General features: G+C 38.6%; 23 protein-coding genes. 6 read left to right on the top strand and 17 right to left on the bottom strand.

The annotated features are described in order from the left end of the window. Positions 1-55: 55 nt before the first annotated feature. The 4 genes from IQI_RS18745 to IQI_RS18760 all read right to left on the bottom strand — a co-directional run bounded on the left by IQI_RS18745 (position 56) and on the right by IQI_RS18760 (position 3,912). Positions 56-772 carry a LytR/AlgR family response regulator transcription factor gene (locus IQI_RS18745; protein WP_231893464.1) on the bottom strand — a complete coding sequence of 239 codons (717 nt, stop codon included), beginning with the start codon at positions 770-772 and terminating at the stop codon, positions 56-58. Beyond that, on the bottom strand, positions 753-2,516 hold the full coding sequence (locus tag IQI_RS18750) for a sensor histidine kinase (RefSeq protein ID WP_328585753.1): 1,764 nt from the start codon (positions 2,514-2,516) through the stop codon (positions 753-755). Before IQI_RS18750 ends, IQI_RS18745 begins: the two co-directional genes overlap by 20 nt. Positions 2,517-2,633: 117 nt before the next feature. Continuing rightward, the gene (locus tag IQI_RS18755; RefSeq protein ID WP_064094193.1) at positions 2,634-3,476 is read right to left on the bottom strand and encodes a YihY/virulence factor BrkB family protein; all 843 of its coding nucleotides are present in this window, start codon (positions 3,474-3,476) and stop codon (positions 2,634-2,636) included. 16 nt (positions 3,477-3,492) lie between these two features. After that, entirely contained in the window at positions 3,493-3,912 is a 420-nt protein-coding gene (locus IQI_RS18760; protein WP_064094194.1) for a hypothetical protein, read from the bottom strand. Between the two features lie 232 nt (positions 3,913-4,144). Here IQI_RS18760 and IQI_RS18765 point away from each other — a divergent pair, with 232 nt between their 5' ends. Next, the gene (locus IQI_RS18765; protein ID WP_064094195.1) at positions 4,145-4,366 is read left to right on the top strand and encodes a DUF1128 domain-containing protein; all 222 of its coding nucleotides are present in this window, start codon (positions 4,145-4,147) and stop codon (positions 4,364-4,366) included. A gap of 62 nt (positions 4,367-4,428) precedes the next feature. Here IQI_RS18765 and IQI_RS18770 read toward each other — a convergent pair whose 3' ends face one another. From IQI_RS18770 to motA, 11 genes are all read right to left on the bottom strand, one after another. Then, positions 4,429-4,944, bottom strand: coding sequence for a type 1 glutamine amidotransferase domain-containing protein (locus IQI_RS18770; protein WP_064094196.1), 516 nt, complete (start codon positions 4,942-4,944; stop codon positions 4,429-4,431). 80 nt (positions 4,945-5,024) lie between these two features. Then, positions 5,025-6,335, bottom strand: a complete 1,311-nt coding sequence (locus IQI_RS18775) for a lysine N(6)-hydroxylase/L-ornithine N(5)-oxygenase family protein (protein WP_064094197.1) — start codon at positions 6,333-6,335, stop codon at positions 5,025-5,027. A gap of 373 nt (positions 6,336-6,708) precedes the next feature. After that, entirely contained in the window at positions 6,709-7,698 is a 990-nt protein-coding gene (locus IQI_RS18780; protein WP_064094198.1) for a class I SAM-dependent methyltransferase, read from the bottom strand. Then, positions 7,695-9,011 carry an FAD-dependent oxidoreductase gene (locus IQI_RS18785; protein ID WP_064094199.1) on the bottom strand — a complete coding sequence of 439 codons (1,317 nt, stop codon included), beginning with the start codon at positions 9,009-9,011 and terminating at the stop codon, positions 7,695-7,697. Before IQI_RS18785 ends, IQI_RS18780 begins: the two co-directional genes overlap by 4 nt. Positions 9,012-9,323: 312 nt before the next feature. Further along, the gene (locus tag IQI_RS18795) at positions 9,324-11,774 is read right to left on the bottom strand and encodes a PAS domain-containing protein (protein WP_064094201.1); all 2,451 of its coding nucleotides are present in this window, start codon (positions 11,772-11,774) and stop codon (positions 9,324-9,326) included. Positions 11,775-11,923: 149 nt separating this feature from the next. Next, a complete protein-coding gene (locus IQI_RS18800) occupies positions 11,924-12,853 on the bottom strand; it encodes a pseudouridine-5'-phosphate glycosidase (protein WP_064094202.1) in 930 nt (309 codons plus the stop codon). A gap of 16 nt (positions 12,854-12,869) precedes the next feature. Beyond that, complete coding sequence (locus IQI_RS18805) at positions 12,870-13,970, bottom strand: carbohydrate kinase (RefSeq protein WP_064094203.1); 1,101 nt, start codon at positions 13,968-13,970, stop codon at positions 12,870-12,872. Between the two features lie 325 nt (positions 13,971-14,295). Next, complete coding sequence (locus IQI_RS18810) at positions 14,296-14,724, bottom strand: hypothetical protein (protein ID WP_064094204.1); 429 nt, start codon at positions 14,722-14,724, stop codon at positions 14,296-14,298. Between the two features lie 443 nt (positions 14,725-15,167). After that, positions 15,168-16,568, bottom strand: coding sequence for an alanine/glycine:cation symporter family protein (locus tag IQI_RS18815; RefSeq protein ID WP_064094205.1), 1,401 nt, complete (start codon positions 16,566-16,568; stop codon positions 15,168-15,170). A 469-nt stretch (positions 16,569-17,037) separates the two neighbouring features. Then, positions 17,038-17,814, bottom strand: coding sequence for a flagellar motor protein MotB (gene motB, locus IQI_RS18820; RefSeq protein WP_064094206.1), 777 nt, complete (start codon positions 17,812-17,814; stop codon positions 17,038-17,040). Further along, entirely contained in the window at positions 17,801-18,592 is a 792-nt protein-coding gene (motA, locus tag IQI_RS18825) for a flagellar motor stator protein MotA (RefSeq protein ID WP_064094207.1), read from the bottom strand. Before motA ends, motB begins: the two co-directional genes overlap by 14 nt. 180 nt (positions 18,593-18,772) lie before the next feature. On the opposite strand from motA, the gene IQI_RS18830 reads away from it, so the two are divergent. The 3 genes from IQI_RS18830 (at position 18,773) to IQI_RS18840 (ending at position 21,184) form a co-directional block, all read left to right on the top strand. Then, positions 18,773-20,254: a methyl-accepting chemotaxis protein gene (locus tag IQI_RS18830; RefSeq protein ID WP_064094208.1), complete on the top strand. Its 1,482-nt coding sequence runs from the start codon at positions 18,773-18,775 to the stop codon at positions 20,252-20,254. A 51-nt stretch (positions 20,255-20,305) separates the two neighbouring features. After that, positions 20,306-20,488 (top strand): histidine kinase, encoded by a 183-nt coding sequence (locus tag IQI_RS18835; RefSeq protein WP_197489778.1) that lies wholly within the window; start codon positions 20,306-20,308, stop codon positions 20,486-20,488. 315 nt (positions 20,489-20,803) lie between these two features. Then, on the top strand, positions 20,804-21,184 hold the full coding sequence (locus tag IQI_RS18840; RefSeq protein ID WP_064094209.1) for a hypothetical protein: 381 nt from the start codon (positions 20,804-20,806) through the stop codon (positions 21,182-21,184). Between the two features lie 152 nt (positions 21,185-21,336). Here IQI_RS18840 and IQI_RS18845 read toward each other — a convergent pair whose 3' ends face one another. Beyond that, a complete protein-coding gene (locus IQI_RS18845) occupies positions 21,337-21,711 on the bottom strand; it encodes a DnaJ family domain-containing protein (protein WP_064094210.1) in 375 nt (124 codons plus the stop codon). A 205-nt stretch (positions 21,712-21,916) separates the two neighbouring features. Between IQI_RS18845 and IQI_RS20965 the strand changes: the two genes are divergently transcribed. After that, a complete protein-coding gene (locus IQI_RS20965) occupies positions 21,917-22,084 on the top strand; it encodes a hypothetical protein (RefSeq protein ID WP_197489779.1) in 168 nt (55 codons plus the stop codon). 71 nt (positions 22,085-22,155) lie between these two features. Here IQI_RS20965 and hmpA read toward each other — a convergent pair whose 3' ends face one another. After that, positions 22,156-23,382 carry an NO-inducible flavohemoprotein gene (gene hmpA, locus IQI_RS18850; protein ID WP_064094211.1) on the bottom strand — a complete coding sequence of 409 codons (1,227 nt, stop codon included), beginning with the start codon at positions 23,380-23,382 and terminating at the stop codon, positions 22,156-22,158. A 163-nt stretch (positions 23,383-23,545) separates the two neighbouring features. On the opposite strand from hmpA, the gene IQI_RS18855 reads away from it, so the two are divergent. Then, positions 23,546-23,998 carry an RrF2 family transcriptional regulator gene (locus IQI_RS18855; protein WP_064094212.1) on the top strand — a complete coding sequence of 151 codons (453 nt, stop codon included), beginning with the start codon at positions 23,546-23,548 and terminating at the stop codon, positions 23,996-23,998. Positions 23,999-24,109 lie beyond the last annotated feature (111 nt).

Below are 24,109 nucleotides of genomic sequence, written 5' to 3' on the forward strand. Positions count from 1 at the left end.
CCCACTTTGGTACCTGGCACCCCCACCACCACCAACAACAACAACTCCAACAGACCTACAACTCCAACCTCTCCCTCAATTCCTTCACATAATTCCGACTAACAGGTATAGCTTCGTTTGCTCCATGAACCTTTAATTGGTACACGCCGCTTCCCCAGGGAATGAGTTCTTCTACATATGGAAGCTGGACGAGGTAGCTTTTGTGGACCCGGAAAAAGGGATAGGTGTTTAATTTTGTTTCAAGGTCCTTGATGGTTAGTCGGCATGTGTATTTTTTCTTTTCTGTACAGATGAAGGTTTCTCTTTCTTCTCGACTTATGTAGAGAATGTCACGGGGCTTGATAAAGACGATTTTATCTTCGTCTTGAACGGCCAGTTTGCCTAATGATTTTGTTTCTTCCTTTGTTTCGAAATGGACTACTTTCTTTAATCGTTCCACTGCTTTGTCGAGCTGTTCTTCATCGAAGGGTTTGACCAGATAATCAACGGCATCGACTTGAAATGCTTTTAGGGCGTAATCTGGATAGGCTGTGGCGAAGACGATTTCTGGTTTGTGTTTCATTTTTTGTAGCGTTTCGGCTAGTTCTACACCACTCATACCAGGCATTTCGATATCTAGAAATAATACGTCTGGTTCTTTAGTTAAAATGATTTCCAAGCCTTTTTCTGCTGAGCTTGCTTCTCCTACAACCTCGATCCAGGAGTATTTTTTTAGAAGGTGCTTCATTTCTTCCCGGCTATATGGTTCATCATCAATGATGGCGATCTTCAATGTGGTTCACTCCTTCTTTCTTGATGGAAAATTGAACGGCTGTTCCCATTCCTTTACTTGATTGTATGAGCAGTCCTGCTTCTTTTCCTTTTAGCATTTCTAATCGTTTGTTTACGTTGTAAAGGCCAATGCCAGTTCCTGATGTTGACTCTAATGGCTGTTGAAGAATTTTTTCTAAGCGACTGGGTTCCATTCCATCTCCGTTGTCTTCTATTCTTACAACGACTATGTCATTCTCAGCAATGATCGAAATCGTTAATTGAAATCCTTCCGTTTGATTCTTCATTCCATGTTTGATGCTATTTTCTACCAGTGGCTGTAAAGTAATGGATGGGACCGTTGTGCGTAATGCTTCTTCATCTATTTTGTATTCGACATGTAAACGGTCATAAAATCTTGCCTCTTCAATTGCCAGATAGGCTTTCACATGCTGACATTCCTCTTTTAACGTAGAGGTGGATTTTGTGCTTCCTGTCAGGTTCTGGCGGATAAATTGAGAAAGGGAAATCAATAGGGTTCTTGCTTTATCCGGATTTATTCTGGTAAGGGACACGATGACATTAATAGTGTTAAATAAAAAGTGAGGACTGATTTGAGCTTGTAACGCCTTTACCTCTGATTCCTTTGCGAGTTCTTTATGGTAATCAATTTCAGCTAACTCCAACTGGTGACTGAGCAAAGTTGCGATTCCTTTTGTTAACTCCATTAAAATCGGTGTAATTTCTTTTTCTGAATGGAAATAGAACTTCAATGACCCGACTATTTCATCTCCTTTGTGCAGTGGTGCCATGATGGCAGCTCCGAGGGGACAGTCGTTTCGATCACATTGAATTTCTTCTCTTCCCACCTTCATTAATTCTCCCGTTTGAATGACTCGTTTGGTTGCTTCGGTTTGGATGGGACGTCCTTGTTGATGGTGATCTGAAGCTAGTCCAACATGAGCCAATATGTGAGTGGTATTGGTAATGGATACGGCAAGGGCATCAACATCCCTCATGAGAATTTGGCATGTTGCCTGTGCGCTTGTCTCATTCAAGCCTTTCCTCATATATTTGACTGTACTGTCTGCCAGACGCAGGGCTTTCTGTGATTGTGCAGCTCCCATTCGCTCTTCTTCATGAAAAACACTTTTTATGATGAGCAGGAAAATACCAGTGCCGATCCCGTTGGCGATAATCATGGGCCAGCCAATGTTAGAAACCAATAAGTATGCATCATCGAAGGGCTTAGCAATAAGGAGAATTAAGATCATCTGTATTCCCTCTGCTATAAACCCAACGATAAATGCTTTCTGGGGAGATACAAGTCTGCTTTTTTTCTCACGCTTCCCAATCCAGCCGGCCATTAAGCCTGCTATGATGGTTGAAATGGCGCAAGCGAGTGCTGTAAAGCCCCCTAGAAAAAAGCGATGGACCCCAGCGACGATTCCAGCTCCAATTCCAATCCATGGTCCTCCTAGAAGACCTGCTACTACAACGCCAATCACTCGGGAATTGGCGATGGCTTCATTTTCCTGCAAGTGCCATTGCCACTTCGTATATTCTTCTTGAAATGGATTAACGATTAACCCTGTGTATGTACCGACAATTCCAAAGAAACCAAATAACAAGATAATTAAAAGGGTTTGAGATTTTTTCATGTTCGTTCTTTGATCAATTAAATTTCGAAAAAAACCAATCCTTGTCATAACAAAGGCAATGGTCACAATAATTCCTAAACGTTCAATCATTGCAGCAATTAGCAAGCGTGGACACCTCTTTTTACTTTTTAAATCAAACAAAAAAGAAGACCTATTAACAACTCTTAATAGAATCTTCCCCAATAAAGACAACCTATATGTTCGGGGAGTGATTTCCCCATTTTAACATGAATCATTCTCTTTAATTGTAATTAATGCATTGATTTCGCCACCGATCATAATGATGATTCCCGTTAGATAGAACCAGATCATCAGAACGATGATTCCTCCAATACTTCCATAAGTTGCTGAGTAGTTTCCAAAGCTTCCTACGTAAAAGGAAAAAGCCAAGGATACGAGTACCCATCCTAATGTAGCAAAGATTGCACCTGGAAAAGCACTTAGGCATTTGATTCGTTTACTTGGAGCAAAAAAGTACAGACCAACAAAGATAATGAAGAGAATAATTGGACTGATTGCCCAGCGAATACCATTCCAAACCGTTAGGAATTGTTCAGAAAAACCGAATTGGGAAAATAAATAAATTCCAATTTGTTTTCCAAATACCGGTAGTAAAAGAGCAATGACAAACACTAAAATCATCGCCAGGGTTAACAGGATCGACATGAACCTGGTAACAAGGAATGACCTTGTCTCTGATACGTCATACGCTCGGTTTAAGCTTTTTACAATGGCGTTCATCCCATTGGATGCAGACCACATTGTGGCGATGATACTGATGGATAATAGTCCGGAATTCCGATTAGACATGACGTCCTGTAAGGTTTCATCAATCATCTTCATGGTTTCCCCTGGAGCAAAATCTCTTACAACTCCCAGTACATCCCCTTGTTCAACAGGAAGATAAGGCAATAGTGTCACTAGAAAAATAAGAAGGGGAAAGAGTGACAGAAGAAAGTAATAGGCAATTTGCGCAGCAAGGCCTGTTACATCATTGGCACTTATATTGGAGAATAGACTTTTTGAAAAACCTTTCCATCCTCCTTTTACGGTTTCATCTGACATGCTTTCACCTCTTTCATCAATATCCTTTAAACGACGATGTGACAGGCTGACTTTCTTCGTTCTCCCCTGTCAGTTCATTGGCTGTTTCTTTTTCCGTAAAGGTATCTTTATAAGCTTCTGAAGAGTCTTCAAAGGTTTCCTTTGTTTCCTCAATGATTTCTTTCACCTGAGGCGTCATCCCTTTGATTTCATCTACTTTTTCTGAAATGAATTGAATATCTTTGCTGACTTGATCAGCTGTAACCTTTAACTTTTCGTACACTTCTCTTGAAGAATCCACAAGCTGTTTTGGATTTTTCGAGTAGGTAGAAATGTATTGGCCACTGTTCTTTAAGGTAGACCCTACTTCTTGACGAGTTGTCCGATCCAGAAGAGATAGAAGCCCCCCGGCCATTGCTCCAAACACAATTCCTTTAAAAAATTTATTACTTCCCATATGTATTACCCTCCTTCAGAAAATAGACTGCTTTATTTTATTTCATACTTTATTAAGTTCTGTAATGATGGCTAAAGTTCCTTCATTAGAACAATCTTAACTAATAAGTTCCCATTCCTTTATATTGTAAAACATCCTTTGAAAAAAATCCCCATCATGTTAAGTTGACACGGTGAGTGAATCATGGAAAGATGAGAATAGTTAAAACGGTGAAGGAAAGGAAGATGTCCAAATGGATTTATCACAAAATACAACAGAAAATATAGAATTTATGATTACTTCCATCAAAGAAAAGCTGAACGTTGTCAATGCCGGGGCGATTAAGCCTGAACACTTCGACGAAGAAATGTATGAAGATCTTCATGACCTTTATGTCATGGTGGATCGAAAGGATCGATTTAGTCCAAGTGAAATGACAGCCATTATCGAAGAACTAGGAAAGCTGCGCAAATAAGAAAAAATGGGGACATTCCCTCCAAGGTATCTTTTTACCTCTTGGGGAATGTCCCCTTCCTTTTATTTTGAAAGTAACGCTAGAGATTCACGGTTAAATGCAGGGAGGTCATCAGGAGTTCTGCTTGTTACAAGCTGGTTCCCGCATACAACAACCTCTTTATCCTCGTAGGTTGCTCCAGCATACTCCATGTCTACTTTAATAGACTTAAACCCTGTTGCTTTTCTTCCTTCTAATGCTTTTGCCGTTATAAGTAGCTGAGGGCCGTGACAGATTGCAAACACTGGCTTTTTTTCGTCCATGAAATGCTTTGTGAAGGTCACGAAGCGATCATCCCCACGGAGCTGATCCGGTGAAAACCCTCCTGGTAGCAGCAACGCATCAAAGTCAGACGGATTAACGTTATCAATGCTTTCATCAATGGTAACCTTCGCTTCTCCCTGCTTTCCTTTTACACTCTTTCCTTTTTTCTTTTCAATCGTGATCACACTATGTCCTGCTTCTTTAAGGGCTTTTTCTGGATCTGTAAATTCCACATCCTCAAACATATCTGTTAGTAAGCATGCTATTTTAGCCATTTCATAAAACACTCCTATTTGTAAGATTATTGAAATTGTTCTCACTTAAAAATTACCCTGCTAACATGAGTTCAAACATCTCAACTGTCTTTCATCGTAAATTGTGAAAAGATCGTATCTCTTTGATTCGGGTATACTTCTTCTCCTACAATATCGTTGATGATTTGAATATTTCGGTCCACGGCTAAGCCTAAGTTTGTAGCACCTGCCCCATGGGAATGCTCTAAATTGGTGACGGTATAAAAATGATGATCTCGGTCCTCGTTCTCCTTAAAAACCAATTTATAATCTCTCGTCACCTTATATTTTTTCTCATCCTCCCAGACGATTCTGTCCTTAAAGTTTTCAAAAAACCAGGTTGGAATATTTGGCTTGTAGCCCGTAGCCAGAATGACCTTTTCAGAAAGGTACGAAAAATCTCTGTCTTCCTGCCACTGTCTGCAGCTTAAGACATACTTACCTTCTTCCTTCCGAATCTTATTTACCTCTGTAAGAGGTTGAATCGTAATGTTAGGCTTCGATTCGCTAACAGAGTGGTTGTAAAGGATATTATAAATATTGTTCAACGTATCCTGGTCTATTCCGTTTCGGAGCTGATCTAATGTTTCCAAAGCTTCCATTCGTTTTTTATATGTAAGGGAGTGAAAATAGTCCACATAGTCTGGAGCAAAGAATTCTTGTCCAAGCTTAGAGGATTCAAGCTGTAAAATCCCTTCTGAACGAGTGAGCCATGTGAGCTGATAGGAGTGATCCTTTTGCTCCTTTAACAAGTCATAAAACACTTCAGCTGCACTTTGACCTGATCCAACAATCGTAATGGAGGAGCTTTTTAGTGTATGATCTTTGTGAAAAAGATACTGACTTGTATGGTGCACATCTTCATCTGGGAGTCCATCCATTCCTTCTAGAATCAACGGTTTGCTTCCCGTTCCCATGACGACATGTTTAGCATAATACACTTCCTCTTCATCCTTTAGGCGATTATGAATGACTACCTTATAGCAATCTCCTTCGTCCGTTACCCCTACCACTCTACTGTCAAATTGACAATTGTCGAGCTGACTGACTACCCATCGAGCATAGTCATTGTACTCCTGCCTAGGCATTTCGAACTTATGGAAAAAGAAGAATTTATATAAACGATTATGTGTATGTAAATAGGTTAAATACGTATACTTGCTTTGTGGATTAGCAAACGTCACCAAGTCTGCTATGAACGGCACCTGCAAATCGGTTAGGTCAATGAGCATGCCAGGATGCCACTGAAATTCTGGTGTTTGATCAAAAAACCGTACTTTAAGATCCGTTTTTTCTTCCATTAGGGCTGCTAGGCTTAAATTATAGGGTCCGATTCCAACCCCGATACAATCATATACTTCTCTTCTATTCAATTGGCTCTCCTCCACTTTCACTTATCTTCTTTTCTTATTTTTACCCTAATAGGATGAGAGAATATCATGGTTTGTTAAAAATATTTGTAGGATTTATTAAAACAAAGGCTCTGTCAACTAGGATGTTCTGAATGGTGAGGGGAACTGCTCCGCTTTTCGGGGTCTCGGCACGCCCGTACTTTCGCAGGAGTCTACGCAATTCCCCTCACCATCAATAAGAATACACGTGACAGAGCAATAGTGACTTTAATGTGACGGTAGAAATCTACCACCGCTGACTATTAAAATTTTTTTCTGAAAGTTGAATGTTTTAGAACATTAAAAAACTCACACTAAGAAAGTTGTTATAGATTTATCGAAAAAAACTGTAAGATTAACCCTTTCTAAACACCAACACATACCACCCGCCTTCTTTAACAATAGGCTCAACGGACTCTACTGTGAAATTTGTTTTTTCAGCTAGAATCTCCATCTCTTTTTGGGATGGGATAGGATATAAATTTTCAAAGGTCATGAAAAAGCTGTTAAAGGCACTTGAAAATTGTTTTCCATGTTTTGATTTTTGCATGGGGGTTAAGACAAAGAATATTCCTTCAGGCTCAAGCCAGGTCGCTGCCTTTTCGAAAAATTGGAGTCGATCAGTAGGATCGATATAGTGAAAAAGATTGTTGGCCATGATCATTCCAAATGGTTCTTCAGGATCATATTCATGCAAATCTTTGTTGTAAATATCAATATTTTTATAGGTCGCCAGAGATTCTTGTGCTGCTTTTGCCACGGCTTCATGAATCTCAATCCCTACCATTCTCTTTGTTGGATATCGATCTCCTATTCTCTTAATATATCCTCCTTCTCCACAGCCTAAATCAAGCAGGGATTCCACATTGTATTTTTTGATAGCCTTTTGCACCTTTGGAAAAGCGAAGCGTTCTAATAGAATCGATGTTTTTGCCACGGTGGATCCATGTAGATCTGAGTTGAAATGCTGCTTTGTCTGGTTTCGAAGTAATTGCGGATAGGATAATAGAGCGGGAATATGTAATTCCATCATTTCCTTTAGAAGGATTCCAGAGGAGTGGGGATCCTTTTTTGACGTGGGTAATTTCCACCTGTTTCGAGTCGTTACCTTTTCATCCGCCACCCGTTTAAGGTGCTTGATTGTAATCCCAACCTCTACCCACTGCTCCAGCAAATCCATTTCAATATTCTTTCCGATGGCCACTTCTTGTATAGATGAAGGTTCTTTAAAGCTTTCAAACAACTCTAATTCATATCCTACATAGGCGTGCCAGCTATATAAAAAAGGGACATTTTTCTTCATCCATGTTCTTGCTCTCCACACCTTGACCATTTCTTTAATCATTGTAGGACCTCCTTTCCTTTCCAGGGATAATCTTGTTCTTTTGTAAATGTCGTTTTTCGTTTATCTTCTATCGATAGCGGCTTTGTACGAATTGGTAATACTCCACCTTGAACCATTCGATCATAAAGAGTCTCTCTCCACATTCCAAGACCAGAAATATTGAGCATTTGCTTGAATTGGGAAATTGAGTCGCGTTCCATGCGTTGAAGACTTTTATTTCGCAGCCACCCTACTGGTCGGTAGGGATATGAGTAGACAAGAGCCGATAAGTGACTTAAATGCATTTGATGTGCTACCCTGCTCTTTCTCACTTTTGGATACCACTCTAAATTAACGGGATTTAATTTATTTTCCTCATACATGTCACATAATAACTCTCCAAGGATGCTTCCATCTTGAATAGCCATATTCATTCCTTCTCCAGCCATTGGATGAACCGTATGGACTGCATCTCCTATCAGAGCTAAATGATCCATCACATATTTTTCCGCATGGTATTTTAAAGGAACCATGAGTTGAATTTGCTTCCAGTCCTTAATTTGGTTTACATACCCATCAAGGTCCGGACACATTTCAATATACAGCTTATGAAATTCGGATATTGGCTTTTTTCGAAGAGATTTATATTCTCCTGCTGGAATTAAGTACACTGATCTCACTTCATCGTTTGGTAACGGAAATAACCCGAGAAACGATTGATACGTAGAGACAATCCTTCCCTTTACCATGTCTTTTGGCCTTGGAAATGTCACCGTTAGGAAATGGTGATTATATTTCTTCTCCTTAACTTGAATGTCCATATAATCACGAGTAACAGAGCTTCTTCCTTCAGCTCCAACGATGAAATCACACTCTATCTCTTGTTGGTGTTTTGTATCTCGATCTTCAATGATCACAGTATGCCCATTTATTTTTTGACAAACTGTATTCGCTTTATAATGAAACGAAGGATATCTCTCCCCTTTTTCACGAAGGATTTCTTTTAGGGTTTCATGGTGAATCATTAATGAAAAAGGGTAGTCGCTTGGTAAAATAGAATAGCTCATTGTGGAATTCTCTGCTGAACTCTTGGTACTCTTCAATTCAATGAGCTCTAAATCGGTTATTGAATGTCCATTTTCAAAAACCTTTTCTATTACGCCGAGAGATTGAAAAATTTCCAAGCTTTTCGGCTGTAAGAGTTCACCCTTATATATGGAACTCGGTCCTGGAAGACGTTCTACAACTGTTACATCGATGTTGCATTGTGCTAATTTCAGGCCTAGTGTAAGACCACCTATGCCTCCTCCGCTAATAAAGACATTTGTCTTCATCCACTCTCACCTCTTTTCTTCCATTTAACCAATATGAGGAAAAACAAAACACACCGATGTGCTGGAAAATAGAGTACACGTTTAGACAAATTCCGTTCTTTTAAAACAAAACTATTTCCCGGAAAATAAGTGAAAATGAATTTATTTCCATAAAAAGAGCAGATTTTGTCACATACATCCTTCGACAAGATTCTTTTCGCAAGAACCAATGGCTCTGCCCATGTAATCATCAAGTCTGAAAAAGCAACAATGCTTATGAAAATAGCCATTAATTAAAAAACACCCAAAAAGAATTCTTTTTGGGTGTTTCTCCTATTCCTCTTCGTTTACAATCGGAAGCAAAATACTCACTGTAGTTCCTTCATTCACATTGCTCTGAATGGAAATCGAACCGTTATGTTCTTTTATGATCTTTTGGCAAATCATCAATCCTAATCCTGTACCTTTTTCCTTCGTACTGTAAAAGGGCTCGCCTAAATGCTTCATTCTCTCCGGTGGAATTCCGCTTCCTGTATCTTGTATGGTGATATTTGCGTCATTTTCATTCTTCTCAAGTTGTACACTCAGGAGACCTCCACTTGGCATAGCTTCTAACGCATTTTTCATGACATTGAGAATGACTTGCTTTATTTGATGAGAATCGCAATAGATTTCTGCTTCCTCTACTGAAAAGCGCACATCTACACCTTGCTTCAAACACTCCATTTTAATAAATTCAACTGAGCTTGTTAGTAGCGATGTGAGGGAGGTTAATGAAAATTGCACTGCTCTCGGCTTAGCCAGTGCCAGAAACTCATTCGTAATAATCTCTATTCGATCCAACTCACCTTGGATTACACCTAAATAAAAATCGTCTTGAGCACTCTCTGTCATTAGCTGGAGAAACCCTTTCAGAGTGGTCAGTGGATTCCGAATTTCATGAGCCACTCCCGCTGCAAGCTGTCCAATCATAGCCAATTGTTCTGATTTCTTTAAAAGATCCTCGTTTCGTTTCTTTTCAGATAAATCACGAATAATGGCAGAGACCCCTATCAGAGTCCCACTGTCGTTTAGGATTGGGTTCATGTTGAAAGCAATTTCCACTGGATTTCCGTCTTTATGATAGCGAACCGTTTCATAATCCTTTATCCGCTTCCCGGCTTTAACGGTTATTAAATTTTGCTTAAATTGTCCAAGTTGATTTTCTTTATGTAAAAAAGTAATCGGTGTTCCCACAATTTCATCCTTATTCCAACCAAACATCATTTCAAACTGCTGATTGACCTTTAGAACCTTCCCATCCGGGTCAAGGAGAGCAATACCGTCTCCTGCATGTTCGAAATATGCCTCAAGCAGCTCTTTCGCTTCCTTTAATTCCTCTTCCATTTTCAGTTTTTCTGTGATGTCTTGTCCAAATCCATAGATCCCAATCACTTTGTTTCTCACTCGAATCGGAATGTTTGTCACTGCTACATGACTTTTTACACCTTCTCCATTTTCAAACGTGGTGATGAATTTTGCGGCATCTCCTCTAAGGGCGATTTCAAAATTCTCTATGGCTTCTTTCTTACTGCCCTCAGCAATGAATGTTGTATAATGACTTCCTATCATATGGGGAGCAATGTGATTCCACTGGGTTTTAGCTGCAGGATTTACTTCCTGAATAATTCCGTTAATATCAACCATATAAATATTATCTGGACTATATTTCACAATCGATTTGTATTTTTGTTCACTTTCTATCAGCTTTCGTTGAATATCCTTCACAAGAGAAATATCGGAAATGGAGCAAATAATCTCTACGACTTTTCCGTTTTGGAAAACAGGCACAATAGAAGCCAAATACTCTAAATTTTTATATTTATCTTCATAGGTTAATTCTTCTCCCGTTTCCCAAATTCTATTAAGTTTAGGCTGGATTTTCCCTAAGTGATGAGAATCAAATACTTCTTGAATCGTTTTCCCTATCACCTTGGAGGGAGTTAAATTTAGCTTTTTCAGCAATTCCCCTGCTGCCATTTCAATCACAAAGTCTTCGTTTTTTTTCTTAATTTTATATGTAATGGTTTTCTGAAGACGCAAAGTGTTTTCAAGTTCAATTTTCAACGAAACGAGTTCGTTTTCATAGTTTTTCTTTTCTGTTATATCATGGAGAATAATCCCTACACTGTTAACAGTGCCGTCATTCTTGTAATTGGCCGGTGAGATCGTAATATTACAGGTGCTCAGCCGTTGATTATTCATTACAAAAGTCACTTCTTCTCCTGTGGTGCTGATGCCCCCAAGACCTTTCTTCACTAAATGGACAAAATCAGGGTTTTGGAGTGGAGGCTGCTGACATAACGATTCCCCTAAAAACTCATCCTGAACATCAAATAATTCTTGAAAAGATGCATTCATCTCTACTACTTTTTCGTTTTCATCTATAATACACACGCATGTCGGTGTGTTATGGATTAATGATTCATAAATAGCCGACCGTGAATCACTTAAAAAATGGCTAGTGATGACATTGGGTTCTTCTCTATTATCTTTTGGAACAATCGTTAAAAGCTCCAGCTGTTCGTCAATTCCCTTCCTCTTCATGACGAAATGATGATGATTGAATTGAAATAAATCCATACTTCTATTTAATAATGTGTCTTGATGTACATCCTCATTTTTTATTAGTTCTTTCCATTCTTCATTTTCTTCGACTACCGATTGAGTTTGTCGATCCCATAATGCTGCTGGAAATGGAATAGAATAAATGGTCAATGCATTCATGGGTTTCATATCTGTCATAATACCTTCCTTTACGTAACCATATTTATTCCATTTTACCCTAGATTTTCACACATATAAACGTAATTCTGTAATTCCATCTTATTAGAAGGCTCTTTTCTTAAAAAGTAGCAAAAAAAACCATAATAAAAACCTAAACGAGTATACGTTTAGGTTCGTACTTTTTGCAACTGAAAACATTGTGCAATCTCTGCTCCTACACGAGCATTATGTTTTACTAGAGCAATGTTTGCCAGTAGGCTCTTTCCTTCAGTCAACTCCTTAACTTTACCAAGTAGGTATGGAGTGACTTCTTTTCCCGTAATTTGCTGTTGTGCAGCTTCCCTTAGTGCTCTTTCGATGATCGAGCTCATCTCGTCTTCCTTCATGGCATACTCTCTTGGGATTGGATTAGCAATAACAACACCGCCGTTTAAGCCAAGATCCCATTTAGCTTTAAGAATAGATGCAGTTTCCTCTGGTGTATCGATATTGTAATTAACGGAGTGAGGGCTCTCTCTTGTGTAAAAAGCCGGGAGGGAATCCGTTTTGTATCCAAGCACAGGAACACCTTTCGTTTCCAAATATTCCATCGTCAATCCGAGATCCAATATAGATTTCGCACCAGCACAAACAACGGCTACATTGGTTGTGGCAAGCTCTTCAAGATCTGCTGAAATGTCCATTGTTTCCTGTGCACCTCTGTGGACCCCACCAATCCCACCTGTAACAAAGATGGAGATGCCTGCCAGCTCTGCACAAATCATTGTTGCAGCGACGGTCGTTGCCCCATCTTTCTTACTAGCCAGTATGTATGGAAGGTCTCTCCGACTTGCTTTGATAACATTCGGGGCCTGCCCTAAATACTCAAGTTCTTCATCAGACAACCCGATCTTTACTTTCCCATTTAAGATGGCAATCGTTGCTGGGACACACCCCTCTGTCCGGATGATATCCTCCACCTCACGAGCCGTCTTTACATTTTGAGGGTAAGGCATACCATGGGAAATGATGGTCGACTCCAACGCAACAATGGCTTTCCCATCTTCCATTCCTTCAATAACCTCTCGAGAAAACTCAATATACTGTTTTAGTTCCATCCTTCTTCCTCCTACTTTATTTAAAATGATTGCTAAACTCCTTTTGAACCTTACTTTGTGTCAGAAAAGGAGTGACGGTTCGATTGGATTGTAGAGTAATAGAGGAACAGGCGATTCCAATACGACACGCGCCTTCCGTATCAGAGCCTTTCATATAGCCGTATAAAATACCCGCCACAAGAGCATCTCCGGCACCTGTTACGTCTACTACGTCTATTTTTGGAGGAAGAATCGCACTTGCTTCTTTATAGGTAGTGTAATAGATTAATCCACGATCTCCTCTCGTAATGACGACTCGTTTTGCACCTCTTTGAGTGATGGCTTTCGCTGCTTTAAAATAGTCGCCTTCCTTTTCAATCTCCATTCCTAGATACGCTTCCGCTTCACCTTTATTGCAAATGAACCACGTTACTCCTTCTAAAGAAGAGGGAAGTTTGTTTATTTTAGGAGCTGAAACAGGAGTGATGGTTAAGGGAATTCCCTCGTTCTGACATCGACGAATAATATACTTGATCACTTCTTCAGGAAAATTCGTATCCAGCAACACCATTTTAGAAGAAGCAATCGTGCACCATCTTTTATCAATAAACCCAATGTCAACGCTTTCATAAATGTTCATGTCAGCTAACGCATACACCATTTCACCTGTCTCATCGAGCAGCGCTGAGTATGATCCCGTCGTCTCATTATTTAACAGTTGAGTAGAGCTAATATCAACAAACGGCCTTGTTTGGTTAAGAAGCCATTTTCCTTCCGTATCTTCTCCTACAACGGAAACCAGGTTCGAATCGATACCCAACCGACCTAAATTTTCAGCGATATTCCTGGCAACTCCTCCACTTGTTTGACTGGTCTTTACAGGATTAGATGTCCCCTTAAGCAATGAGTTCTCGCATTGAAGCTTGCGATCAATATTCGCGCCACCAATACATGTGATTCCTTTTTTGGTTGGCAGAACATAAGCACGCCCTAGAATTCTTCCTTCTTTTATCAAGTTGGAGATATACCCTGAAACTGCCGATCTTGATATGCCACTTCGGTCCGATAATTCCTGCTGGGTCATAAATGGATTTTCTTCTATATAAGATAACAAAAGCTTTTCTTTATCATCGTTCATAAGCTCCTACCCTCTTTAAATTTAACTTTTGTTAATATTCTAAACTTTTGTTCATTTATGTACAAGGTTGATTTTGAAGATTATATAGTATAGATGTCCTAGAAAAGACCCGCTTCATTTTTGAGTAACCTCCTCGATTCAGATGTTGAAGATACTAATTCGCCTTTGGAGTACAATTAAATTCACAACTAAAAAAGCAACGCATTGAAGCGTTGCTTTTTTCAATTTGGACCCTTTTAGTAGAATAATTCACTTTGTAAACTAATCTTTAAAGATAGAAATTTTAAGCCTACTACTTGTTGATTGCTTGCCAGATGTCACTCATTTAGCGTTTCACAGGATGATTAGGTTTGTTAATATCAATAACCCCATTGTCTACTGGATCAGATTGATTTCCACTGACTGCAAGATGATATTCCCAACTACCCCACACTGGAGTTCCTTCTCCTGTATAACGGGGATCTGTTTCATGAACAATAAGGTAAAAATACTTTTCACCCGTTTCCGTGTTCGTGATGTGATTTATCATCCATCCACTGTCTAGATAAGGATCTCCTCCAAAGTCACCACGATATTGAACTTTGTAATGATACACACCATCATCTTGAGTATACATGCCCGTTACATCGCCCACCGGAATACTGCCATCATCTGTCTGTTGACCAGGAACGACGGTACTCTTAGCCGACACCCCCGATACCATTAAACTCATTGTAAAAAGCATGACTAATGTAACTGTTAATAATTTCTTCATGTTAAAAATACCTCCTAGATTTTGATTAAGATGAAGATCATTAGTTGTTCTTACTATGTATGCTTCATGTTGGTCACAAAATTAGTTTACAAAGGAATGTACCAATCCTATCATAAGCAGAAAGAATATTTTGTCAATTTTTGTTGTAGTAGTATTATTAACTTAGTAACAAATACCTGTATGTTAATTATTTCGAAGTATACAGTTAATTAGCTCAAACCCTATAGTACAAGCTAATAATAACTCGGTTATTAAAAACGAACCAGTATTAACAAATGGGTTCGAACCCCATAAACAATAGTACATAGATATTGATATGCCAACAAAAAAAGAGGTGCGAATGATTATAATAACTCGCACCTCCAAAAATCAATACCATTTTGTGTTTTTTCCTTCTCAATCGAAATAGAATAACGTTTTTAGAAGAGGTTTTTTTATTCTCCCTAGTTAATTTTTCTATTTTCCGGTTCCTTCACTTTACCTATGTCTTTTAAGTAGTACTGGTCAGATGTAAAAAATTCATCAGTTAATCTCTTAACCTCTTTGCTTAATAAAAGAACAGCAATAATATTTGGAATTAAAATAGCTACAAGTGCTAAATCCAGGAACTGCCAAATCACTTTAGCTGCACCTATGGACCCGAGTACAATCGCTACTGTATATACGACCTTAATTACTTGGGCTGCTTTCCATCCAAATAAAAACTCTGCTTGCTTCGCACCGTAAAACACGATGACAATAATCGTCGATAAGACGAAGAATATAAGGGAAACGGTTACTAAGATTCCTCCAAATGAGCCAAAGTAGTTTGTAAAGGCTTCTGTTGTTAAGGCCGATGGATCATCTAAAGCATTCTCTGCTGTCCAAACACCAGATGATAGAACAACGAACGCTGTTGCTGTACAAACAATAAGTGTGTCAATGACAATACCAATAATTGCCCAAAGACCTTGTCTCACTGGGTGGTCCGTTGTGGCTGCTGCATGGGCAATCGGCGCGGTTCCTAGTCCTGCTTCATTGGAATAAAGACCACGGGCAAATCCCCATCGAATCGTTTCTGCAACGGCTACCCCTGCAAACCCACCCATGGCTGACATGGGTTGAAATGCATTCGATAATATCAATTGGAAGAACTCTGGAACTGCATCCAGATTCATAAATAGAATAACAACGGCACTTCCTACATAAATAAGAGCCATGAATGGAACAAATATTTCTGTTACCTTACCAATTCGTTTAATTCCACCGAATACAATTAAGATCACTATGAAAGCAATCATTAGCCCTGTAATCCATCCGTCGATATGAAAGGTTTCTTCAACAGTTGAGGCTACTGCATTTCCTTGTACCATCACGCTTGGAATCAATTCAATCATGAGGGCAAAAGCAAACCATACACCCAGCCATTTCATGTTCAATCCCTTTTTCATATAGTACATTGGCCCACCAACATACTCTCCCTTTTCATTCTTCTCTCGATAACGCACTGCAAGAACACTCTCTGAGAACTTGAGAGCCATACCGATTAATGCGATAACCCACATCCAAAATACGGCTCCAGGGCCACCAAACATAATAGCTGCGGGAACCCCAACGATGTTCGCTGCACCAATCGTAGAGGATAATGCTGATGTTAATGCCTGCAGTGGTGTAACAGTTCCTTCTCCCTTGGGCTTCTTAAATATGCTACCAATGGTTTGTTGAAATATGTAGAGTGGGTAGCGAAATTGAATAAATTTCAAAATGAAAGTTAAATACAAGCCTGTCCCAGCTAAGATGATGATTAAGGGTGGACCCCATATCCATGCTGAAACTTTTCCAATGATGTCAAAAAACTGATCCAATAGTGCTCCTCCTTAGGTAGACGAAGTGGCTAAAAATTGGAATGGTAAAGAATATAGCTCGTTTCCAGAAATTAGCCACTACTTCTAAATATTTTTCAAACATTTCCCTTTTATGGGCACAACCAAACATTTTGTTAGAAAATTAGGAGAATTGTTACCGATTGGAGTGGATATTATTAAATGGGGTTGCTTGCGGTGGTAATATGGCTCTATATCTTCTGAGACAGTTTTGAAATGTGCGAAAAACAACGATGAATGTGCGATTTTAATTGGAAAATGTGCGAAATTGGTTCACTAATGTGCGAAATTCCTTCAAGAATGTGTAAAACCCACAAAAGAATGTGCAAAATTGTGAACACTTTCGAGGGACGGACCTCTAACCCATAACCACGTTAAAGGTCCGTCCCTCAGCCCATCCAACAAAAAAATCTCAAGCCGGTTCATTCGCTGGCTTGAGATTTTTCCATTTTTATTCTGGTGATACGCGGGGGAGGATCAATACTTCTACTCTTCGGTTTTTTCCGCGACCTTCTGCTGTTGAGTTGTCTGCGGCTGGTTCGAACTCTCCAAATCCTTTGGCACTGAACCATTCAGGCTTGAGGTTTGGGTTGTCTAATATAATTTTCATAAAGTTTACAGCTCTCATGACACTGAGCTCCCAGTTTGATTCATACTCGGCGTTGCTGATTGGTACGTTATCTGTATGACCACTTATAATAATATTTCTGGGAGGATTCATTTCTAACAGCTTAGATAATTCTTTGGCTACATTCGTATCGTTTACTTGAACCGTTGCGGATCCTGAATCGAACAAGACATTATCCCGAATGGTGAGCAGTAACCCTTCTTTTGTTAACTTTGTGACAAATTGTGCTTCTAATTCATTCGTCTTGATGTATTGGTTTACTTTTTTCTGAATTTCTTTTAACTCTTCCTGATCCTTCTCAAATGCCAGTTTCTTAGCATCTTCCTTATCGGATTCATCGTTATTGGCTGCTCCTTCTTTCTCTTCCTGGTCACTTGATTGCTGAGGAGCCACCGGACTCGGAAAATCCATCATCCCTGTTCCCCCGGTAAAAATTTCACTAAACACTTGGGAAAGCTCTTCAAATTTTTCAGCATCCACTGAACTTGATGCATACAAAACGATGAAGAGAGCCAATAAAAGAGTGAGGAGATCCGCATAGGGAATGAGCCAGGATTCGTCCATGTGATCATCGTCGTGTTTCTTTTTACGCCGGCTCATCTGCATCCCCCTTCATTAACAGCACTCTCTCAGATGCTGGTAGATACGATGCAAGCTTCTGCTCAATCACTCGTGGGGATTCTCCTTCTATAATTGAAAGAATTCCTTCTACCATCATCATTTTCAGCTGTACTTCACGTTTTGATTTTCGCTTTAATTTGTTGGCAAAAGGATGCCATAAAACGTATCCTGTAAAAATTCCAAGCAAAGTGGCAACGAAGGCTGCTGAAATAGCATGACCCAGTTCATCCGTGTTATCCATATGACTTAGCGCAGCAATTAAACCAATAACAGCACCAAGAACTCCTAATGTTGGGGCATAGGTCCCGGCTTGAGTGAAGATCGCTGCTCCTCCACTATGCCTTTCTTCCATTGCATCAATTTCTTCATGCAGAACATCTCTTATGTAATCAGCACTTTGGCCATCAACAGCTAAAATAAGTCCGTCCCTCAAAAATAAATCATCTACTTCGTGAGTTTTGGATTCTAGTGCTAGTAGACCTTCCTTACGAGCTAAATCTGCGATTTGAGAGAAAAATTGTATTACTTGTTTTGGATCTTGTAAATTTTGTTCTTTAAATAAAATCCCAAATAACTTGGGAACTTTTTTTATCTCGTAGGTTGGGAAAGCAATCGTTACTGCTGCCACCGTCCCCAGGATAATGATTAAAATTGCAGCAGGGTTGACAAGGGCAATGGGACTTACTCCTTTAAACACCATTCCTACACCTACGGCAATGATCCCTAAAATTACACCTATTAATGACGTCTTATCCATCTGATAGCTCCACCTTACTCATCTTAGTCTATCTTTTATATCGGTACGGATTTTCATTTATTGAGGGTAAATAACTTTCTCTTTTTTCTGAAAAAATATGTATTTTACGCTATTCCGTTATTAATATTAAGATTTGCTCGTCCGATATTATGAATAGATAAATTAAAGGAGAGAAAGATCATGACCCCTAAACAACTGAAAGAAGTAGACAGTAAACGAAAGAATTTACTTATGCTCATCACCTATGGAATAAGCTTGATGGCAGGACTAGGTTATTCTATTTTAAACGAATCAGGAATCATTAATTTAACCGTTTACTCTTCACAATTAGTACTACTTACTGGGTATTTTCTTGTTTTGCATTTTGTTAGTAAAAAACCAGGATTATTTGTGTATATAAGCATTCCTACGATTTATATTATTAACGGCATTTGGCTGTTCCTTGAAGGCTCAAACCCTACAAATATGGTTACGTTGATTCTTCTCGCCATTTTTTCTGCGATTCACTTTCATTCAATTGTATTTGGATTTGGCTTTACTTCAGGACTTATTTTGCTTATCTTAAACAAAGTAATGGCACCTGCTGATAACGTACTTTTTGCTGAATTATTTGTTCCTTCATTATTAGTTTATATTCTGTTAGGAATCGTCCTTGGAGTTGTCATCAAATTAAACCGAAATCAATTTAAACAAATTCAAGAATTTATCCTTAATAATGAGATTGAAAGTAAGAATAAAGATGAACAGCGTTCTTTCCTTGCAAAAGAATTGACTACGATCACAAAAAGCATTAAACAAATCAATGAGCAGATTCAAACTCATCTTGTATCCCATGATGAAATGAGAACAGCCGTTACAGAAATTTCAGCTGGAAGTGTGAATCAAAGCGACCAGATCAACCATATCGCTTCTGTTGCGGAAATGACCATGACAAGAATGGAAGAAGTTACTCACCTATCAAATGACCTATCTATTCATTCTTCTGATGCCAATTCACTTGCTGTATCAGGAAATGAACGAGTTACCTATCTTCATGAAAACATGATTGAATTAAAGAATATTATAGAAGGACTTAGTCATACCTTTAAAGAACTGACTAGCAAAATTGAGGAAACCAACACATTTATTGGTAGCATTCAAGATATTACGGACCAAACGAATTTATTAGCTTTAAATGCTTCCATCGAAGCAGCTCGTGCAGGAGAAGCTGGCAGAGGATTCAGTATTGTGGCTGACGAAATTCGTAAGCTTGCTGAAATTACCCGTAACACAGCAACGAGAATCAATGAAAATCTCTCATCTGTTAACTCAGTGAACTCCTCTGCCTTAGAGATTATGAATTTAAGCTCAACGAAGTTAAACGAAAATGTTAGCGCTACAGGTGATGTAACCGAATATTTCAAATCCCTTCGTGAGAAACTGGATGCCATTTCAAAAGAATTCCAAAGGTTATCTACCACAGCCTCCTCTGTTAAAGACCAAACGGAAGAAGCAGGGCTGTCAACGAAAGAACTTGCGGCTGTCATTGAACAATCTTCTGCAGGACTTGAAGAAATCAGTGCAACGATTGAAACATTAAACCAAGACAACACAACCATTGCCGAATATATACAGGATACAGCTCAAAGTGCTGACCGCATCCAGAAGAGCATCCATAACTAAAGAATTTATGGTAAACTTTAAGAACTATCTAGGAATAAAGGGTGTGTCAGCTTGAAAAGAATCATCATGATTATACCAATCATGTTTATCGTCGCTTACTTGGCAAATTGGATCTTAAATAAGGACTATTCGGAAATTCCAGATGAAACGAGAATTCTCATTGTCATAGGTGGTACCCTCTTATCAGGGGTCATTTCCTTCTTTCTATTTAAAAAAGATGCCGAGGTAAAATAAATAATAAAAGAACCCTTGCTTATCAAAGTAAGGGTTCTTTTTTGGGAGAATAAAATTTTACATAGAATAGAAAATAGCAGGTTAATACACAAATGAATTATGCCTGCTTCATTTGTTGTTATGTCCTTGTTTGCATTCAATTTTGTGAAGATTTAGCACTTCGATTACCATTTCAATTTGCAATTGAACTGTTACCTATTCTCAGGCGCTCTCATGTAAAAGTTCATGTGATATAATCGAAACAAACATTCCATTAACTGGAAGGTCATTAGAGGAAGTCTGTTAATTTTGGAATGATCTACAAGGAGGTTTTTAATGAGGTTTTTAAAAATTTTATTACTTCTTAATATCTTGGCTGTATTTCTGGTCGGTTGTAATAGTGAAATTTCGATAAATCAATCTACCGGCAACCCAAGCCCAAATGATTATTTAAAGTACGAGAATGCTGATATTTTCCTCCTAGGCGATTATGTATATTCAAACGCACAAGATTTGGACTGGGTTTCTGAACTGGAATATGAATTAGGGGAAGAATTGGGGGAAATAACAAGTCAGGCAGATAGGGCATCCAACTTCAAAAATGGCACAGCTAATAAATTGCCAATTGGCACAAAGATATTCAACACTAATACACCTGCTTATATCGCGGTAGTTGATGGAAAAAAGATTCTCTATTTAAAAATGGTTGAAGGTTAAAACGGTATTCAACTAAAGGGGACTTTATTGAAACAAAGAAAACCCAGAGCATCTGGTCTCGGTTTTTCTTTTTAAATAACGTTTATTAACACTCCTATTTCTATGGATAATTTGGGTGTGGTTTAAGGAATTCCCTCCTTAAACGGAACCCATTATAGTAATTTACTTTCTATTTTTTGTTCATAATTTTTAAAAAGAGCACTGTTCGTCTTGATTCCCTTTTTAGAGAGCATGGAATTGTATCTCACCATTTTTTCATTAAGACTCCGACGAAGTTCTTCCTTCTCTAATCCGTCTTCACATACTCGAATCAGGTCTTCAATCTGCATCATTTCTTTTTTTACATTCATTTCTTCAGGTGAGAAACCGGCATTTTTTAATATTCGATGAGCCATTTTTAACTCCTGAGGCACTCCCAGTTCATCGTCTAAGTTCATCGGCTTACCGAACCCTGAAAGCTCTTTAAATTCCCCGTCTTCATAAGCCTTTTTAATTCTTTGTTCAGACAGTATCATCGCGAAATCCATACGCTATCCCTCCAACATGAATTCTCAGTGGGTATAGGTGATCCAGTTCCTTGACGTTATCGTAACAACCACTTGTACTTCTATTTTATCCATAAACGTTTTCTTTTTACGGATTATTTACGTCTATTTTCTGACAATTCATTACTACATATTTTAAGTATAGCTGGAAAAACTACACCTATCACTTACTAAAGGAGTGTTTAATATGTCACGTGGTAAATCGTTTGAATCAAAGAAAAAAGGGCATCCTGGAAATTTTCCTAAAAACAGCCTTTCACAAAAGCACTCAGAAGACCCTGCAGGAGATGAAGAATTAATCGCTACCCAAGAGGCTTTTAAAAATAGAGTGGATAAAGACGAGCATCGTTTTTAAGAAGAAAAATAAAAACTTCAGCCGTTTTGGCTGAAGTTTTTTTTCAGATTTAAGCTTTTATTCTATACTCATCAAACCTTCATCATTTCCTTTTCATCAACCTGTGCCAAATCCATAGAAGGTCCAAAGAATTCATAGTGAATATGACTGTCAGGTACACCCATTTCCTTTAATGCCGTAATAGCTGTTTTCATAAATGGAGCTGGTCCGCAAACATAACATTCCACATGAGAATCTACATAAGTAGATAAGATTTCCTTCGTGATATATCCTTTGTAATGGCACGAAGACTCTTCACTGGGATTTTCAAGAATATAGCAAGCTTCACCACTGGATAATTGTTTCATAGCTGCTTCTACATCATGTCGAAATGCTTGAACCCCTTCATTTTTACTAGCGTGAATAAAGACGGTTTGACGTTCAGGAGACGTATGAACAACTGTTTCAAGCATGCTTAACATTGGAGTAATCCCAACTCCTCCGCTAATAAAAGCTACTTTTCCATTATTCTGGTCTTGTAGTACAAAATCTCCAGCAGGAGCGCTGACTTCTAAAGTAGATCCTTCCCTTACCTCATCATGTAAATACGTGGAAACCTTACCGTTTGGCTCGAATTCCCCTTCTCTTTTCACTGAAATTCGATAATACTCACTATTAGATACAGACGATAAACTATATTGACGGATGTGGGTATTCTCTTCTCCGGGAATTCTCACTCGAACGGAAATGTATTGACCAGGCTTAAACTCAGGGACTTTCATTCCATCAGACGGTTTAAGGTAAAAAGATGTAATCACGTCACTTTCCTGAACCTTCTCTGTGACAATAAATGACTTGAAGTCTCTAAAGCCAGCCTCTTTTCTCTCTGCTTCTACGTACATTTCCTCTTCCACATCGATAAATACTTGAGCGATTACACCGTAGGCTGCACCCCATGCTTCGATAATTTCGTCTGTAGCCGCTTCTCCAAGTACTTCTTTTATAGCAAGAAGTAAATGCTCACCTACGATTGGATATTGCTCAGGCTTAATCCCTAAGCTTCTATGCTTGTGTGCAATTTGCTTTACTGCTGGAAGTAACGATTCTAATTGATCTATATTTTTTGCAGCAGCATAAATCGTATTCGCAAGAGCCGTTTGCTGACGTCCTTTTTTCTGGTTTGCATGGTTAAACACATTTAATAATTCTGGATGGTTCGAAAACATTGTTTTATAAAAATACGTGGTAATCTCTTTCCCTTTTACCTCTAAAATAGGAGCTGTGGATTTTACGATTTCAATTGTTTTTGGAGAAAGCATAACAATCACCTCTAAAAGATATATTTTAAATACATCTTTAATGTACGTCTAAAATTCATTCAAAGCAATACTTAAAATACATCTTTAATAATATAGACACATTTAGATACATTGCTCTCTCCTTTTTGTATAATAGAATTATCGGAATAGAAAGGTGAGATAAATGAGACTAACTTTATACACTGACTACTCTCTGAGAGTTTTGATCTTTTTGGCATCCAAACCAACTGACGAACTCTCTAATATAAAAGAAATTGCAGATGCCTACTCCATCTCAAAAAATCACCTGATGAAAGTAACCTATGAATTAGGTAAAGCCGGGCTGGTGGAAACCATTCGCGGAAGAAATGGTGGAATTAAACTGGCCAAAGAACCAGAACACATCAATATTGGAGAACTCGTGCGAATTACAGAAGAAGATTTCCACTTAGTAGAATGCTTTGACAGTGAACATAATAACTGCGTTATCACACCTGTTTGTGGATTAAAGCATGTGTTAGGAAAAGCATTACAAGCCTATCTCTCTGTATTAGATGAATATACTTTAGCCGATCTCGTTCAAAATCCAATGGAATATCGAATGCTCTTTCAGGCAAAATCACCTGAGACGACGTAACAAGTCGATGAAAAACTCTTTACCTTTATGGGTAAGGAGTTTTTTTTACAGGAATTCACCCTCTTTAACTAGAACTAGTAAGGATGGACATCCAAAAAGTCCCTTCAAAGG

The organism is Rossellomorea aquimaris TF-12, assembly GCF_001648555.1.
Taxonomy (GTDB): domain Bacteria; phylum Bacillota; class Bacilli; order Bacillales; family Bacillaceae_B; genus Rossellomorea; species Rossellomorea aquimaris.

Excerpts from the sequence above, each read along its gene's own strand:
- IQI_RS18755 (WP_064094193.1), bottom strand. The coding sequence starts at position 3,476 with ATGTCAGATGAAACCGTAAAAGGAGGATGGAAAGGTTTTTCAAAAAGT.
- IQI_RS18760 (WP_064094194.1), bottom strand. The coding sequence starts at position 3,912 with ATGGGAAGTAATAAATTTTTTAAAGGAATTGTGTTTGGAGCAATGGCC.
- IQI_RS18765 (WP_064094195.1), top strand. The coding sequence starts at position 4,145 with ATGGATTTATCACAAAATACAACAGAAAATATAGAATTTATGATTACT.
- IQI_RS18770 (WP_064094196.1), bottom strand. The coding sequence starts at position 4,944 with ATGGCTAAAATAGCATGCTTACTAACAGATATGTTTGAGGATGTGGAA.
- IQI_RS18780 (WP_064094198.1), bottom strand. The coding sequence starts at position 7,698 with ATGATTAAAGAAATGGTCAAGGTGTGGAGAGCAAGAACATGGATGAAG.
- IQI_RS18785 (WP_064094199.1), bottom strand. The coding sequence starts at position 9,011 with ATGAAGACAAATGTCTTTATTAGCGGAGGAGGCATAGGTGGTCTTACA.
- IQI_RS18795 (WP_064094201.1), bottom strand. The coding sequence starts at position 11,774 with ATGACAGATATGAAACCCATGAATGCATTGACCATTTATTCTATTCCA.
- IQI_RS18800 (WP_064094202.1), bottom strand. The coding sequence starts at position 12,853 with ATGGAACTAAAACAGTATATTGAGTTTTCTCGAGAGGTTATTGAAGGA.
- IQI_RS18805 (WP_064094203.1), bottom strand. The coding sequence starts at position 13,970 with ATGAACGATGATAAAGAAAAGCTTTTGTTATCTTATATAGAAGAAAAT.
- IQI_RS18810 (WP_064094204.1), bottom strand. The coding sequence starts at position 14,724 with ATGAAGAAATTATTAACAGTTACATTAGTCATGCTTTTTACAATGAGT.
- motB (WP_064094206.1), bottom strand. The coding sequence starts at position 17,814 with ATGAGCCGGCGTAAAAAGAAACACGACGATGATCACATGGACGAATCC.
- motA (WP_064094207.1), bottom strand. The coding sequence starts at position 18,592 with ATGGATAAGACGTCATTAATAGGTGTAATTTTAGGGATCATTGCCGTA.
- IQI_RS18830 (WP_064094208.1), top strand. The coding sequence starts at position 18,773 with ATGACCCCTAAACAACTGAAAGAAGTAGACAGTAAACGAAAGAATTTA.
- IQI_RS18840 (WP_064094209.1), top strand. The coding sequence starts at position 20,804 with ATGAGGTTTTTAAAAATTTTATTACTTCTTAATATCTTGGCTGTATTT.
- IQI_RS18845 (WP_064094210.1), bottom strand. The coding sequence starts at position 21,711 with ATGGATTTCGCGATGATACTGTCTGAACAAAGAATTAAAAAGGCTTAT.
- IQI_RS20965 (WP_197489779.1), top strand. The coding sequence starts at position 21,917 with ATGTCACGTGGTAAATCGTTTGAATCAAAGAAAAAAGGGCATCCTGGA.
- hmpA (WP_064094211.1), bottom strand. The coding sequence starts at position 23,382 with ATGCTTTCTCCAAAAACAATTGAAATCGTAAAATCCACAGCTCCTATT.
- IQI_RS18855 (WP_064094212.1), top strand. The coding sequence starts at position 23,546 with ATGAGACTAACTTTATACACTGACTACTCTCTGAGAGTTTTGATCTTT.